The organism is Actinacidiphila sp. bgisy160, from assembly GCF_965342435.1.
Taxonomy (GTDB): domain Bacteria; phylum Actinomycetota; class Actinomycetes; order Streptomycetales; family Streptomycetaceae; genus Actinacidiphila.
Window position 1 is genome coordinate 24,909 of sequence record NZ_CBDRCM010000020.1, and the last position, 13,592, is coordinate 38,500.

Consider the following 13,592-nt stretch of genomic DNA (forward strand, 5'->3'; position numbering starts at 1 on the left):
CCCACCCGAGGATCGCTGATGGACGCCATCACCATCGGGATCGGCGTGCTCGTCGCCGTCGTCCTGCTCATCGCCCTGGGCATGCTCCTGATCGTCAGCCGGCTCTTCCGCAAGGTCGAGCAGGGCAAGGCCCTGATCATCTCCAAGGCCAAGAAGGTCGACGTCACCTTCACCGGTGCCGTGGTGCTGCCCGTGCTGCACAAGGCCGAGGTCATGGACATCTCGGTGAAGACCGTCGAGATCCGCCGCACCGGCCGCGAGGGCCTGATCTGCCGGGACAACATCCGCGCCGACATCCACATCAACTTCTTCGTACGGGTCAACAAGACCGTCGAGGACGTCATCAAGGTGGCCCAGTCCATCGGCACGGAACGGGCCAGCAGCCAGGAGACGATCCAGCAGTTCTTCGCCGCCAAGTTCTCCGAGGCGCTGAAGACGGTCGGCAAGCAACTGGACTTCGTCGACCTCTACACCAAGCGCGAGGAGTTCCGGGACCGGATCATCTCGGTCATCGGCACCGACCTCAACGGCTACCACCTCGACGACGCGGCCATCGACTTCCTCGAGCAGACCCCGATGACCCAGCTGGACGCCGCCAACATCCTGGACGCCCAGGGCATTCGGAAGATCACCGAGCTGACGGCGATCGAGCACGTGCGGACCAACGAGTACCAGCGCACGGAGGAGAAGGAGATCACGCGGCAGAACGTCGACGCCCGCGAGACCATCCTGGAGCTGGAACGCCGCCAGGCCGAGGCCGAGATCCGGCAGCGGCGCGAGGTCGAGACCCTGCGCGCCAAGGAGGAGGCCACCACCGCCCAGGTCCAGGAGGAGCAGCGGCTCAACGCCCAGGCCGCCTTCCTGCGCACCGAGGAGCAACTGGGCATCCAGCGCGAGAACCAGGCCCGCGAGGTCGCCGTCGCCCAGAAGAACCGCGAGCGGGTCATCGCCGTGGAGAACGAGCGGATCGAGAAGGACCGGCTGCTGGAGGTCATCGCGCGCGAACGCGAGACCGAGCTGACCCGCATCGCCAAGGACAAGGAGGTCGAGGGGGAGAAGCGGGAGATCGCCGAGGTCATCCGCGAGCGCGTGGCCGTCGACCGCACCGTCGCCGAGCAGGAGGAGAGCATCAAGCGGCTGCGCACGGTCGAGGAGGCCGAGCGCGCCCGCCAGTCCGTCGTCATCCACGCCGAGGCCGAGGCCCAGGAGAAGCTGGTCAAGGACATCAAGGCGGCGGAGGCGGCCGAGGCGGCGGCCCACCACAAGGCCCGCGAGACGCTGACGCTGGCCGAGGCCCGCAGGCAGGCGGCCGAACTCGACGCCCAGGCCAAGGTCCGGCTCGCCGAGGGCGTGCAGGCGGAGGCCGCCGCGGAGGGCCTGGCAGCGGTGCAGGTGCGCGAGAAGGACGCCGAGGCGATCGAGAAGACCGGACGGGCCGAGGCCGCCGTCGCCGTCGAGAAGGCCCACGCCGCCGCGACCGAGATCGGCGAGAGGCTGAAGGCCGAGGCCGCCGGCCTCACCGAGAAGGCGGCCGCCATGGCCGCCCTGGACGAGGCGTCGCGCGGGCACGAGGAGTACCGGCTGCGGCTGGCGGCGGAGAAGGACATCCGCCTGGCGGGCCTGGACGTCCAGCGGCAGATCGCCGAGGCGCAGGCGGCGCTGGTCGGCGCGGGTCTGGAGAACGCCAAGATCGACATCGTCGGCGGGGACAGCGTGTTCTTCGACCGGCTGGTGAAGTCCGTCTCGTACGGCAGGAGCGTGGACGCGTTCGTCGGACACTCCGACACCGTCCAGGCGCTGGCCCGTCCGTGGCTGGACGGCGAGTCGAACGTCGCCGACGACCTGGCGCGCGTGCTGGGTTCGGTGGACGCCGCAGGTGTCCGCGATCTGACGCTCTCCGCCCTGCTCATGCGTCTGATCAGCGCGGGAGGTGACCGGACCGGCCAGCTCCGGCGACTGCTCGACACGGCACGGGAACTCGGCCTCGACCAGACCCCGGTCGCCGGCCTCAACGGCACGGCGCACGTCTGACGGCCGGCCGGACAGAGCCAAGGAGCGCGCACACGATGTCAGACGAGCAGCGGCAGCACCACCCCGAGCGGCAGCCGGAGGCGGCACTGGAGGCCGGTACCCACGAGGTGCTGCGCGGCCGCCTGACCGCGGCCGCACGGGAACTCGGCGCACGGGCACGGGAGCTGAACGCCCGTCGCGTCGAGGCGTTCGGCGGCGGCGAGCTGCGGCCGGTGCACGGCGGCCACGCGCGTACCGCCCGGCGGGGCGCGCCGGCCGACGTCGTCGCCGTCGGCGGCCGGCTGCTGCTCGGACTGCGGGTGCCGGACGGCGCCGGCACGCCCGAGGACGTCTTCTCGCTCCACGAGGTCCCCGGCTTCGCGCCGGCCGCCGCCGACGCCGTCCCCGGACTGCTGGACGACCCCGTCTTCCGGCAGGACTTCACCGAACTGCACCGCTACTACCGCGATGCCCGACTCGACCGGCTGCGCGTCGTGGACGGCACCCTGCTGGCGGTCTTCCGTACCGGCCCCGCCCTCACCGACGTCCGGGCGCTGCGCTGGCGACTCGGCGCCGACGGTACCGTCCGCTACCTCGACGCCCGCGGCGAACGCGACCTCGTCACGCCGCCCGCGTACGACATGACCTGGCGGGAGGCCACCCGCGACGACCACGTCCTGGGCCGCCACCCGCACGTGTCCGTCGAGGGCGAGGTCTTCGTGTCCACCGTCGGCGGCAGCCTGACCGTCAAGGCCGAGAACGACACCGGCACCCCGGACGGCATCCACCGCGAGCCGGTGGACGAGCCGCTGCAGTCCCTCGCCGACGCGGCGATCGCCCACGCCCGCGCCGGGGCGCTGATCCTGCTGCGGGTGCGGCCGTACAACGAGACCCGGGCGCGGCATCTGGTCGTCAACACCCGCACCCGCGAGGCCACCCGGCTCGACGCCGTCGGCCAGGCCTGCCTCACCCTGCCCGGCGAACAGGGCATCGTCTTCCCCGGCGGCTACTGCCTGGCCACCGGTGCCGTAAGGACCTTCGACGTCCCCACCGGCGGCCTGGAATCCGAACGCGTCGTCCGCGCGCCCAACGGCGAGGACGTGCTCTACGTCTTCCACTCCCGCGCCGAGGGACGCACCCTGCTGCTGCCCTACAACGCGATCCACGGCGAGGTCACCCACCCCCTGTCCTGCCGCGGCTGGACCCTGCTCGACGACGGCACCCTGGTGCTGCTGCGCGACGAGCCGGGCGAGCCGTCCCGCAGGCATCCGCTGCAGGTCTGGCAGACCCCGTTCACCTCCGACAGCCACGCGGCCGGGCCGGCGGACGCCGGCCCGCTCGGCCGCGTGGGCAACGCCGACCTGGTCGCGGGCATCGCCGACTGCCTCGCCGTCGTCCGGACGGCCGAGGGGGCGAACCCGGCCGCCGCCGTGTACGAGGCGATCGCCGCCGCCTGCGAGCGGATCGCCGACCGGCACCCCTGGCTCACCGGGACCGGCCTCGGCACCCTGCACGAGCCGCTGGAGGCGGTGCGCGCCACCGCGCTGCAGGCGCTGGAGGAGTTCGAGGCGGTCACGGCACTGACCGCGCGGGCGGCCGGGGTCCTCGACGAGACCGCCGCGGAGATCGCCGCCCTCGTACGGCGCGGCCGCGACCGGGAACCGGAGAACGCCGGCGACTGGGTGCTGCACCTCACCGGACTGCGCCGCGCGCAGGGCCGGCTGGAGTCGGTGCGCGAGATGCGCCACGCCGACAGCGCACGCATCGACCGGCTGGGCGCCGGACTCGCGGACGACCTCGCCGAGGCGGCCCGCCGGGCGGTGGCCTTCCTGGGCCGCGAGGACGCCTTCGTCCGCCACCACCAGGACGTCACGGCGCTGGCGGACGAGGTGGCCGCCGTCGCCACCACCGCGGACGCGGCGCCGCTCGCCGAACGGCTCGCCCGGCAGACCGAGGACCTGCGGACGGTCGGGGACGTGGTGGCCGACCTGGACATCGCCGACCCGCTGCTGCGCACCTTTGTCCTGGAGCGGATCGGCGCGGTCCTCGCCGACGCCAACCGGGTCAGGGCCGCTCTCGACAACCGGCGCGAGGAACTCCTCGGACGCGAGGGACGCGCCGAGTTCGCCGCCGAGTCGGCCCTGCTCGCGCAGGCCGTCACCGCGGGGCTGTCCGCCGCCGGCTCCCCGGAGGAGTGCGAGGAGCAACTGGCCCGGTTGCTGCTGAGGATCGAGACCCTCCAGGCCCGCTTCGGCGAGTCCGCGGACTTCTCCGAGACCCTGGACGAGCGGCGCGCGGAGCTCCAGGAGGCGTTCTCGGCACGCCGGCAGTCCCTCCTCGACGAACGCGCCCGCCGCGGCGAGCACCTGGCCGCCTCCGCCGCCCGCATCCTCGACGGCGTCCACCGGCGCCTGGCCGCGCCGGCCTCCCTGGACGAGGTGAACACCTACTTCGCCTCCGACCCCATGATCGGCAGGCTGCGCCGTATCTGCGACGAACTGCGCGCGCTCGGCGACCCCGTACGGGCCGGGGAATGGGAAGGGCGCCTCCAGGGGGCCCGCCGGCAGGCGGGCCGGATGCTGCGCGACCGCGCCGACCTGCTCGACGCGGGCGACGGCGGCACCACCGTCCGCCTCGGGCGCCACCGCTTCGCGGTCGCCGACGGGCGTACGTCGCTGACGCTCGTGCCGCACGAGGGCGCCCTGGCCTACGCCCTCACCGGCACCGACTACCGGGCCCCCGTCCTGGACCCCGGGTTCGCCGCCACACGCCCCTACTGGGACCAGCACCTGGTCTCCGAGACCGCCGAGGTCTACCGCGCCGAGTACCTCGCCGCGACCCTCCTGGCGGAGACCGATCCGCCGGACGTCCTGGACGAGGCGGCGGCCTCGGGCCGGCTCCTCGACGTTGTGCGCGAGGCCGCCGAGTCCCGCTTCGACGAAGGTTACGAGCGCGGCGTCCACGACCACGACGCCACCGCCGTCCTCGAGGCGCTGCTGCGGCTCCGGGCGGAGGCCGGGCTGCTCCGCTACCCGGCCGCGGCCCGTGCCGCCGCCCAGATGTTCTGGGTGTACGGCTGCGACGACACGGCCCGCACCGCCTGGGCCGCCCGGGCGGCCTCGCTGGGTCAAGCACGCGCCACGTTCGGCCCCGCTCCGGCCGTCGGCGCGCTGGGCCGCGAACTGGCCGGGTCGATCACCGCTTTCACCGACGCCGCCGGTCTCGACCCGCGGGGCACCGAGCTCGCGGGCGAGTACCTCTTCGAAGAAATCGCCCGCGCTGGGGACACCGGGACGGACGAGCAGGGCCGGGACGGGGTCTCCTTCGTCACCGCCGCCACCGCGCGCGGCCTGCTGGAGAAGTTCCGGACCGGCACTGACGGCCGCGGGCCCGGCGCCGCCTTGGCCGCGCTCCCGGACGACCTCCCCTCGCTGCCCGCGCGCCGTCAACTCGTCGAGGCCTGGCTGGGTTCGTTCCTCACCTCCAGCGGCGAGGACGTGAGGCCCGGCGACCTGGCCGAGGCCATCACCCTCCAACTGCTGGACCGGGACCGGCTGCCCCGTCGCGACAGCGCGGCAGAACTCACCGCCCGCGTCGACGGCCTGCGTGGCCGCCACCCTCTCGTCCGGCACGGCACCCTCAGCCTCCGCCTGGACGAGTTCCTGGCCCGCACCGCCGCCTTCCGTGCCGAGCGCGTGCCCGCCTTCCAGGCCTACCGTCGCCTGCGCGGCGATCTCCTCGCGCGGGAGCGCGCCCGGCTGCGCCTGGACGACCTCCGGCCCTCACCCTTGACGACCTTCGTCCGCAACCGGCTGCTGAACGAGGTCTACCTCCCGCTCGTCGGCGACAACCTCGCCCGCCAGATCGGTGCCGCGGGGGAGATCCGTCGCACCGACAACTCCGGTCTACTGCTGCTGATCTCACCCCCCGGCTACGGCAAGACCAGTCTCGTGGAGTACGTCGCCGAGCGTCTGGGCATGCTGCTGGTCACCGTCAGCGGCCCCGCGCTCGGCTCCTCGGTCACCTCACTCGACGACGACCACCCGGAGATCCGCAAGATCCACTTCGCCCTCGCGGCCGCGAACAACGTGCTGCTCTACCTCGACGACGTTCAGCACGTGTCACCGGAACTGCTGCAGCGGTTCATCCCGCTCTGCGACGGCCAACGCCGCCTCGGCACGTACGACCTGAGGGGCAAGCGCTTCGCCGTCGTCATGTCCGGCAACCCCCACACCGAGTCCGGGGCCCGCTTCCGCGTCCCCGACATGCTCGCCAACCGTGCCGACGTGTGGAACCTCGGCGACGTCCTCACCGGGCGCGAGGAGCTCTTCGCCCTCAGTTTCACCGAGAACGCCCTCACCTCGAACCCCGTGCTGGCCCCGCTCGCCGGTCGCGACGTCGCGGACCTGGAGATCCTGCTGCGCCTGGCCCGGGGCGACGGCACCGCGCACGCCGAGCGGCTCGCGCACCCCTACCCGCCGGCCGAACGGGACCGCGTCGTCGCCGTCCTCCGCCTGCTGTTGCGCGCGCAGCGCACCGTACTGGCCGTCAACCGCGCCTACGTGGCATCCGCCGCGCAGTCCGACGAGGCGCGCACCGAACCGGCCTTCCGGCTGCAGGGCTCCTACCGCAACATGAACCAGCTCGCCGAGCGCATCTCCCCGGTGATGAACGACGCCGAACTCGACGCCCTCGTCGACGACCACTACCGCGCCGAGGCCCAGACCCTCACTTCGGCAGCCGAGGCCAACCTCCTCAAGCTCGCGGAGCTGCGCGGCACGCTGACCGCCGGTCAGGCGGCGCGCTGGGAGGAGGTCAAGGCCGCGCACCGCCGGGGCCGCGCGGCGGGTCAGCCCGGCCTGCGGGCGGAGGCGCCGGGCCGGGTGTAGGCCTGCCGGGGGGCGAGCGCGTCGTGGCCGCCGGCGCAGACGACGACCGCCTCGACGGGCTCGCCGCAGTCGCGGTGGCGGACCTCCAGGGGCGGACCCTCCGGGTCGGCGGTGTACCGGTCGCCCCACTGCTTGAGGGCGATCATCGCGGGCCACAGGTCCCAGCCCTTGGGCGTGAGCCGGTACTCGTTGCGGGTACGGCTGCCCGGCTCGCGGTACGGGACGGTGTCCAGGATCCCCGCGGCGACCAGCTTGCGCAGCCGGTCCGCCAGCACTGCCTCGGACAGCCCCATGTGCCGGCGGAAGTCGTCGAAGCGGCGTACGCCGTTCATGGCGTCGCGCAGCACCAGCAGCGACCACTTCTCGCCGACGAGGTCGAGGGTGCGCTGTACCGTGCAGTTCTCGGTACTGGTGTCCAGCCAGGTCATGCGGTCATCGTAGGCTGGCTTCGGCATTGACATCCAGATGTCCCCCTGGCTAACTTCGGATGTCGAAGTCAGTCGGTCAGGGAGGGAACGCCCCATGACGAGGTCACGCACGTTCGAATGGGGGGACCCCAAGGTCTCCGCGGCCGCGGTCGGCCGTACGAGCGGTCTGGAGTTCCTCCGCGACGTGCTGGCCGGGCGCCTTCCCGCACCGCCCATCGCATCGACCCTCGGATTCACCCTGGAGGAGGTCGAGGCGGGCCGCGCGGTCTTCGTCATGGAACCGGGGGAGGAGCACTACAACCCCATCGGCAGCGTCCACGGCGGCGTCTACGCCACCCTCCTCGACTCCGCCGCGGGCTGCGCCGTGCAGTCCGTCCTCCCGGAAGGCATGGGCTACACCTCGCTCGACCTCAACCTGAAGTTCCTCCGCCCGATCACCGTCGACACCGGGAAGGTCCGCGCCGTCGGCACCGTCCTCAACCAGGGCCGCCGCACCGCCCTCGCCCAGGCCGAGCTGTTCGACGCCGCGGACCGCCTGCTCGCCCACGCCACGAGCAGCTGCATGATCTTCCCCGTTCCCGCGCGCTGACCGCTACGGCGCCCGTGCGCCGGGTGTCCCCTGACCCGGCCCGGCAGTAGACGCCCTCGTCACGGCGTTCCGCGCCGGCGACGAGGACGGCCGGATCACCCACGATCGCCCGGGCGACGTCCGCGTCGATGATCGCGCCCTCCGCCGCGCGCTGTCCCGCCCACGCCACGGCGACCTCGCACAGCCGTGAGTGCTCGGTCCCGGTGAGCGCCGCCGCCAGCCGCGGCGAGAGCGCGAGGACGACGTGCTCGCCGTGATCCGCCTCGGCGACGACACGGGGCTCGCCCGCGCCGACGGGGTCCTCGAAGCCGCCGCCGGTGAGCAGGCATTCCCACGCGACCAGGGCCTCTTCGGGGTCGAGGTTCCCGACGGTGAACGAGGCGAACCCGCGCACCGTCCCGGTCCGCAGGACCGAGGCCGCCGCGGTGTCGTCCGGCGCCGCGAAGAACTCCACCACGATGCTCACCGGGGGATGATGCCCGTCCGTAGCGGTTCGCGCGACCCACGCGGTCAGCGCGCCAACGACGCGCGCAACGCGCCGAACAGATCACGCAGCTCGCCGGCGTCGACCGGATCCATGTCCATCCGCAGCAGACACACGTTGTCGTCCCCGTTGGGCGTCAGGGTCACGTAGAGGGCGTAGCCGTCCTCAACGGGATCGCCCGTCAGCCGCAGCGGGTTGTTGCGGCCGGCCGTCACGTCCTCGGAGAAGGCGTGGCCGTCGGGGGCGGACAGCCGGGAGAGCATGCGCGCGGCGAAGTCCGCGACCTCCCCGAAGGTGAGACAGGCCTCGAAATCGGCGGTCAGCGACGAGCACCAGTCCGCTGTGACCCGCGAGTCCTCCCCGCCGGTGTGCACCAGTTCCAGCCACGAAGTGTCGTCGCCGAGACGTATCCGCGGTCTTGCCAACGCCGTGTCCCCTCAGACCCTGTGCCCTGACGCCGTGATCCTACAAAGGCCGTCCGACACAGCCGTGATGCTGTGCCGGCACCATGCCGGGGTCTGGCGTCGGGGGCGGTCAGGCGTCCGGACGGGTCTCGCGTGCGGCGCCCGCCGACGCGGCCACCACGCACAGCACCGCGATCCACTGCGACCAGTGCAGCGACTCGTGGAGCACGACGAGGCCGATCAGGGCCGCCATCGCCGGTTCGAGGCTCATCAGGATGCCGAAGACGCGCGGGGGGATCCTGCGCAGTGCCTCCAGGTCCAGTGAGTACGGGATCACCGACGACAGCAGCGCCACGCCGAGCCCGGCGAGCAGGACCCACGGCTGGACCAGCGCCGTCCCGCCGTCGGCCACGCCGAACGGCACGGTCACCAGTGCCGCGACGGCCATTCCCAGGGCCAGGCCGCTGCCTTCCGTGGTGTGGCGGCCCAGCGCCGCGCCGACCAGGATGTACAGGCCCCAGCACGTTCCCGCGGCGAGGGCGAACAGAAGACCGGACACGTGGAGTTCGCCGCGTTGCTCCATCAGCAGGACCACACCGCCCGCCGCGAGCAGGGCCCAGAAGGCGTCCAGCCATCGCCTCGACCCGGCCAGCGCCACCGTCAGCGGCCCGAGGAACTCGACCGTCACCGCGATCCCCAGCGGGATCCGGGCCAGCGACAGGTAGAAGCACAGGTTCATCAGGCCGAGCGTCACGCCGTAGCCGAGCACCACCGTCCACGCGCGACGGTTCATGCGGGGGGACGGCCGCCAGAACAGCATCAGCACCGCCGCAGCGAAGAACAGCCGCAACGCGACCGTCCCGAAGCTGCCCACCGCGCCGAACAGGTGCTTGGCCAGGGCCGAGCCCACCTGGACGCTCACGATCCCGAGCAGCACCAGCGCGGTGGGCGGGATCGCGCCATAGGTGCGTCCGGCGAGCGCGGTCAGGGAGGACCGGGGGGACGGGCCGTGTAGAGTCCGGTCGACGTTCATGGTGGCCACGCGAGGATTGTCGACGACCGGGCGCCGCGCGTCATGTGATTTTCCGGCGGCGCGGCCACAGCTGAACCGGGGTAGTCCCCCAGGTGGAGGCCACAGTGAAGTGCCCTGACATGTCGCGCGATGCGCGGCTGTCCGCCCACAGCGCCGTCTCGTCGTCCCTGGCCTCGTACGGTGATCGCGCCCTGCGCGAACTCGTCGAGGTGGCCGTGCCCCTGGGATCCGGCATCGGCGGGACGTCGGCCCTGCTGGAGGTCGCCGGAAGCCCGGTCTTCGTCAAGCGGGTCCCCCTCACCGACGTGGAGCGGCGACCCGAGAACCTCCGGTCCACGGCGAATGTGTTCGAGCTGCCCGACTTCTGTCACTACGGCGTCGGCACCATCGGCGGGCCGGGCTTCGGAGCCTGGCGAGAACTGGCCGCGCACACCATGACGACGAACTGGGTGCTCACCGCGGAACACGACGGCTTCCCGCTGATGTACCACTGGCGGGTGCTGCCGGACTCGACTCCCCTGCCCGACGAACTGGCCGACGTGGAAAGGGCCGTTGCCTACTGGGGCGGCGGATCGCAGGTGCGCCGCCGGATCGAGGCCATCCGGCAGTCCTCGGCGAGCGTCGCGCTCTTCCTGGAGTACATCCCGCAGAACCTGCACCAGTGGCTGGGCACCCAGGTCGAAGCCGGGGACGAGTCCGCCGACCGGGCCTGCGCCATGGTGGAGCGGGAGCTGGCGGCCGGCACCTCGTTCATGAACAGCCGCGGACTCCTCCACTTCGACGCGCACTTCGAGAACATCCTCACCGACGGCCGGCGTCTCTATTTCGCGGACTACGGTCTCGCTCTCTCCTCCGGGTTCGAGCTGTCGCAGGACGAGGCCGTCTTCTTCGACCGGCATCAGGCCTACGACCGCTGTTACACCGCCACCTATCTGGTGAACTGGCTGGTCACCGCGTTGTACGGATACCGGAGGGAGGACCGGGACGGCCGCGCCGCGCTGGTGCGCGCCTACGCCGGGGGCAGGCGCCCCGCAGGAATCCCCGAGGAGGCCGCGGCGATCATCGCCCGGCACGCGCCGATGGCCGCGGTGATCTCCGACTTCAACCTCTCGTTCCAGCGCCGGAGCAGGCGGACCCCCTACCCGCTGGACGAGATCCACCGGCTGGACGGGGGACACGCCTTCCCGTTCGCTGACGGGCGCCCCGCCCGGGGCGGGGCGTGAGCGTCAGGAACTCATCGCGGCACGGTCGGACTCGCTGCGGAGGACGCAGAATTCGTTGCCCTCGGGGTCGGCGAGGACCGCCCAGCCGGAGCCGTCGGGATTGCGGTGATCGGCGACAAAGGTGGCACCGAGGCCCAGCAGCCGTTCCACCTCCTGGTCGCGCGAGGTCTCGGGGCGCAGACACAGATGGAGCCGGTTCTTGACGGTCTTGGGCTCGGGCACCTGGTTGAAGTACAGCGCCGGTCCGTCCGCGAGCGTCACCTGGGTCTCCCGGTCACCCGGTCCGTCCTCCGGATGCAGCGGGCGGCCGGTCACCGCGCTCCAGAACCGGGCCAGCTCGTAGGCATCCGCACAGTCGATCGCGATGTTCTGCACTACTGAAACCATGGGCGCGAGCCTTCCCGACTTCCCCTCCGGACGCCACCGGATTGCGCCGAGCCCTCGCGTGCACCGACGAAGTCGATCGCCTCGGTCGTCCTCAGCCAGGACGCCGTTCACTGCGTCACCGGACGAGCGGTCGACCGGGCTCGAGCGGCAACCGCTTGACCGACCGGACACGTTTCATGCGTGGGGATCACGCAGGCCCACCGCGTCGTGGCGCCAGAAGGGGTCGGCGTAGACGAAGGTGCCGGTCATCCAGGGCTCGTACGCGGGGAGCGTCATCGCCTGGAAGGCCGCGTCCGGGATGCGCAGGGACGGCCTGCGGAAGCCGTGGTCGCCGCCGGGCAGGAAACCGAGGCGCGAGTAGTAGGCCGGATCGCCCTCGACGAAGACGACGGGGACCGCCCGCTCGGCGAGGGTGCGCAGGCCGTGCCGGACCAGATGCGTGCCGACGCCGGTCCCTTGGTGTCCGGGCAGGACGGCCAGCGGGCTGAGCACCTGTACCTCGACCAGTCGCCGCGGGGCGTCGAGCAGGCCGCGGGTGAACATCACGTGCCCGACGACCCGGCCGTCGTCTTCGGCGACCAGTGAGAGACCGTCCGCGGGCGTGATGCTCCCGCGCAGGGTGTCGGCCAGATCGGCCACCACTCGGCCGTGGTCGCCGAACGCCCGCAGGTGGACGTCCCGCACGGACTCGTGGTCGCCCGGGAGCTCTTCGCGAAGGTCCATGACCGGAGGGTAGGTTCCTGTCCCGGTCGGCGCACACGGTTTTGGGCGGGGAGGAGTTGTCGTGGGGTGGAGCCCGTTGATCTTCACTTTCGTCGACGGGGCGGCCGTGCCCGTGCCCGTGGATTTGGCGCTGGTGCGGGCCGTCCTGGAACCGCACGATGTCGGCGACCCGCGGCTCACCGCGAGGGAGGACGGCGGGCTGCAGTTCTTCGTGCGGGCCGCCGATGGCGGCGAGGCGGAGATCTTCGTCGGCGAGCGCGACATCATGGTCTCGCGCCCGCATGCCGGCGAGGTGTTCGGGATCGTCGCGGAACTGGTCTCCCGGCTCGGCGCGGTCGTCCTCGACCCGGGTGGGGTCGGTGTCGTGTGCCGGGCGGAGGAGTACGCGCACCTTCCGGCGGGCATGCGGGACGCCGCCGTCGTCGTCGAGATGACGGGTGAGGCCCTGGAGGCCGCCCTCACCGGTCCGCGCCGGCGCTGACGGCCCCCGGGTCAGTTCCCCCGCCGGCGCGCCCGCTTCACCTCCCGGTGGACGGCCCAGGCGTCGGCGACCGGGCCGAGGTGGCCGAGCTTGTCGGGGTTGAGCACCGTGCGGACGGCCTGGATCCGCCCGTCGAGCACGTCGAGGACCAGGGTGTGCAGGACCCTGCCGTCCCGGTCGCGGAAGATCGCCCCGGGCTGGCCGTTGACCTCGCGCGGCTCGAACGTCACGTCGATCCGGAGCAGCCAGGGGAAGGCCGTGCCCAGCACCCGGGCCACGTTGTCCGCGCCGAAGACGGCCCGTGCCAGCTGCGGGGCCCTGCCGCCGCCGTCCCCGACCAGTTGTACGTCGGCGGCGAGCAGTTCGCGCAGCGCGTCCACGTCGCCGTCCTTCAGCGCGTCGAAGAACCGCTGCGCCAGCTCCTGCCGCGCCCCGCGGTCCGCCGAGAACCGCGGCCGCCCGGCCTCCATGTGCCGCCGCGCCCGCACCAGCAGCTGACGGCACGCCGCCTCCGACCGCCCGACCGCCTGGGCGACCTCGCCGAAGCCGAAGCCGAACACCTCCCGCAGCACGAACACCGACCGTTCGAGCGGGCTGAGCCGCTCCAGCAGCAGGAGGGCGGCCATCGACAGAGAGTCGGCGAGCTCGGCCGACCGCGCCGGATCCTGGTACGGATCACTCAGCAGCGGCTCGGGGAACCACGGCCCGACGTACTGCTCCCGCCGCGCCCGCGCCGAGCGCAGCACGTCGATCGAGACGCGCGTCACCGCCGCCGACAGGAACGCCTTCGTCGAAACGGGCCGGGTGGAGGAGGCGTCGAAGCGCAGCCATGTCTCCTGCACCGCATCCTCGGCCTCGCCCACGCTGCCCAGGATCCGGTACGCGATCGAGAACAGCAGCGGCCGCAGCTCCTCGAATTCCTCCACCTTGCCCACGCCCGA

The 13,592-nt window shown here is 72.6% G+C and carries 12 protein-coding genes; 5 read left to right on the plus strand and 7 right to left on the minus strand.

The features are described 5' to 3' along the window. Positions 1-18: 18 nt before the first annotated feature. Positions 19-2,031 carry a flotillin family protein gene (locus ACRWNP_RS17860; RefSeq protein WP_431962411.1) on the plus strand — a complete coding sequence of 671 codons (2,013 nt, stop codon included), beginning with the start codon at positions 19-21 and terminating at the stop codon, positions 2,029-2,031. Positions 2,032-2,066: 35 nt separating this feature from the next. Continuing rightward, on the plus strand, positions 2,067-6,899 hold the full coding sequence (locus tag ACRWNP_RS17865) for a DNA repair ATPase (RefSeq protein WP_431962413.1): 4,833 nt from the start codon (positions 2,067-2,069) through the stop codon (positions 6,897-6,899). On the opposite strand, the gene ACRWNP_RS17870 is transcribed toward ACRWNP_RS17865, so the two are convergent. After that, positions 6,860-7,327 carry a winged helix-turn-helix transcriptional regulator gene (locus ACRWNP_RS17870; RefSeq protein ID WP_431962415.1) on the minus strand — a complete coding sequence of 156 codons (468 nt, stop codon included), beginning with the start codon at positions 7,325-7,327 and terminating at the stop codon, positions 6,860-6,862. The two genes, ACRWNP_RS17865 and ACRWNP_RS17870, sit on opposite strands and share 40 nt — an antisense overlap. A gap of 94 nt (positions 7,328-7,421) precedes the next feature. Between ACRWNP_RS17870 and ACRWNP_RS17875 the strand changes: the two genes are divergently transcribed. After that, entirely contained in the window at positions 7,422-7,916 is a 495-nt protein-coding gene (locus tag ACRWNP_RS17875; RefSeq protein ID WP_431962417.1) for a PaaI family thioesterase, read from the plus strand. Here the strand turns inward: ACRWNP_RS17875 and ACRWNP_RS17880 are convergent. The 3 genes from ACRWNP_RS17880 to ACRWNP_RS17890 all read right to left on the minus strand — a co-directional run bounded on the left by ACRWNP_RS17880 (position 7,804) and on the right by ACRWNP_RS17890 (position 9,837). Beyond that, the gene (locus ACRWNP_RS17880; protein ID WP_431962419.1) at positions 7,804-8,382 is read right to left on the minus strand and encodes a hypothetical protein; all 579 of its coding nucleotides are present in this window, start codon (positions 8,380-8,382) and stop codon (positions 7,804-7,806) included. The two genes, ACRWNP_RS17875 and ACRWNP_RS17880, sit on opposite strands and share 113 nt — an antisense overlap. Positions 8,383-8,426: 44 nt before the next feature. After that, positions 8,427-8,825 carry a hypothetical protein gene (locus ACRWNP_RS17885; protein WP_431962421.1) on the minus strand — a complete coding sequence of 133 codons (399 nt, stop codon included), beginning with the start codon at positions 8,823-8,825 and terminating at the stop codon, positions 8,427-8,429. A gap of 109 nt (positions 8,826-8,934) precedes the next feature. Next, entirely contained in the window at positions 8,935-9,837 is a 903-nt protein-coding gene (locus ACRWNP_RS17890) for an EamA family transporter (RefSeq protein ID WP_431962552.1), read from the minus strand. A gap of 119 nt (positions 9,838-9,956) precedes the next feature. Here ACRWNP_RS17890 and ACRWNP_RS17895 point away from each other — a divergent pair, with 119 nt between their 5' ends. Further along, positions 9,957-11,060 (plus strand): protein kinase family protein, encoded by a 1,104-nt coding sequence (locus tag ACRWNP_RS17895; protein ID WP_431962423.1) that lies wholly within the window; start codon positions 9,957-9,959, stop codon positions 11,058-11,060. Between the two features lie 3 nt (positions 11,061-11,063). On the opposite strand, the gene ACRWNP_RS17900 is transcribed toward ACRWNP_RS17895, so the two are convergent. Further along, positions 11,064-11,447 carry a VOC family protein gene (locus tag ACRWNP_RS17900; RefSeq protein WP_431962425.1) on the minus strand — a complete coding sequence of 128 codons (384 nt, stop codon included), beginning with the start codon at positions 11,445-11,447 and terminating at the stop codon, positions 11,064-11,066. Positions 11,448-11,621: 174 nt separating this feature from the next. Continuing rightward, positions 11,622-12,170 carry a GNAT family N-acetyltransferase gene (locus ACRWNP_RS17905; RefSeq protein ID WP_431962427.1) on the minus strand — a complete coding sequence of 183 codons (549 nt, stop codon included), beginning with the start codon at positions 12,168-12,170 and terminating at the stop codon, positions 11,622-11,624. Positions 12,171-12,231: 61 nt separating this feature from the next. On the opposite strand from ACRWNP_RS17905, the gene ACRWNP_RS17910 reads away from it, so the two are divergent. Next, positions 12,232-12,651 carry a hypothetical protein gene (locus tag ACRWNP_RS17910; RefSeq protein WP_431962429.1) on the plus strand — a complete coding sequence of 140 codons (420 nt, stop codon included), beginning with the start codon at positions 12,232-12,234 and terminating at the stop codon, positions 12,649-12,651. Between the two features lie 11 nt (positions 12,652-12,662). Here the strand turns inward: ACRWNP_RS17910 and ACRWNP_RS17915 are convergent, their stop codons facing one another. Beyond that, on the minus strand, positions 12,663-13,586 hold the full coding sequence (locus ACRWNP_RS17915) for an RNA polymerase sigma-70 factor (RefSeq protein WP_431962431.1): 924 nt from the start codon (positions 13,584-13,586) through the stop codon (positions 12,663-12,665). Between the last annotated feature and the right edge of the window lie 6 nt (positions 13,587-13,592).

Bases quoted from the DNA above. Each gene is read 5' to 3' on its own strand.
- ACRWNP_RS17860 (WP_431962411.1), top strand. From the start codon at position 19: ATGGACGCCATCACCATCGGGATCGGCGTGCTCGTCGCCGTCGTCCTG.
- ACRWNP_RS17865 (WP_431962413.1), top strand. From the start codon at position 2,067: ATGTCAGACGAGCAGCGGCAGCACCACCCCGAGCGGCAGCCGGAGGCG.
- ACRWNP_RS17870 (WP_431962415.1), bottom strand. From the start codon at position 7,327: ATGACCTGGCTGGACACCAGTACCGAGAACTGCACGGTACAGCGCACC.
- ACRWNP_RS17875 (WP_431962417.1), top strand. From the start codon at position 7,422: ATGACGAGGTCACGCACGTTCGAATGGGGGGACCCCAAGGTCTCCGCG.
- ACRWNP_RS17890 (WP_431962552.1), bottom strand. From the start codon at position 9,837: ATGAACGTCGACCGGACTCTACACGGCCCGTCCCCCCGGTCCTCCCTG.
- ACRWNP_RS17895 (WP_431962423.1), top strand. From the start codon at position 9,957: ATGTCGCGCGATGCGCGGCTGTCCGCCCACAGCGCCGTCTCGTCGTCC.
- ACRWNP_RS17900 (WP_431962425.1), bottom strand. From the start codon at position 11,447: ATGGTTTCAGTAGTGCAGAACATCGCGATCGACTGTGCGGATGCCTAC.
- ACRWNP_RS17905 (WP_431962427.1), bottom strand. From the start codon at position 12,170: ATGGACCTTCGCGAAGAGCTCCCGGGCGACCACGAGTCCGTGCGGGAC.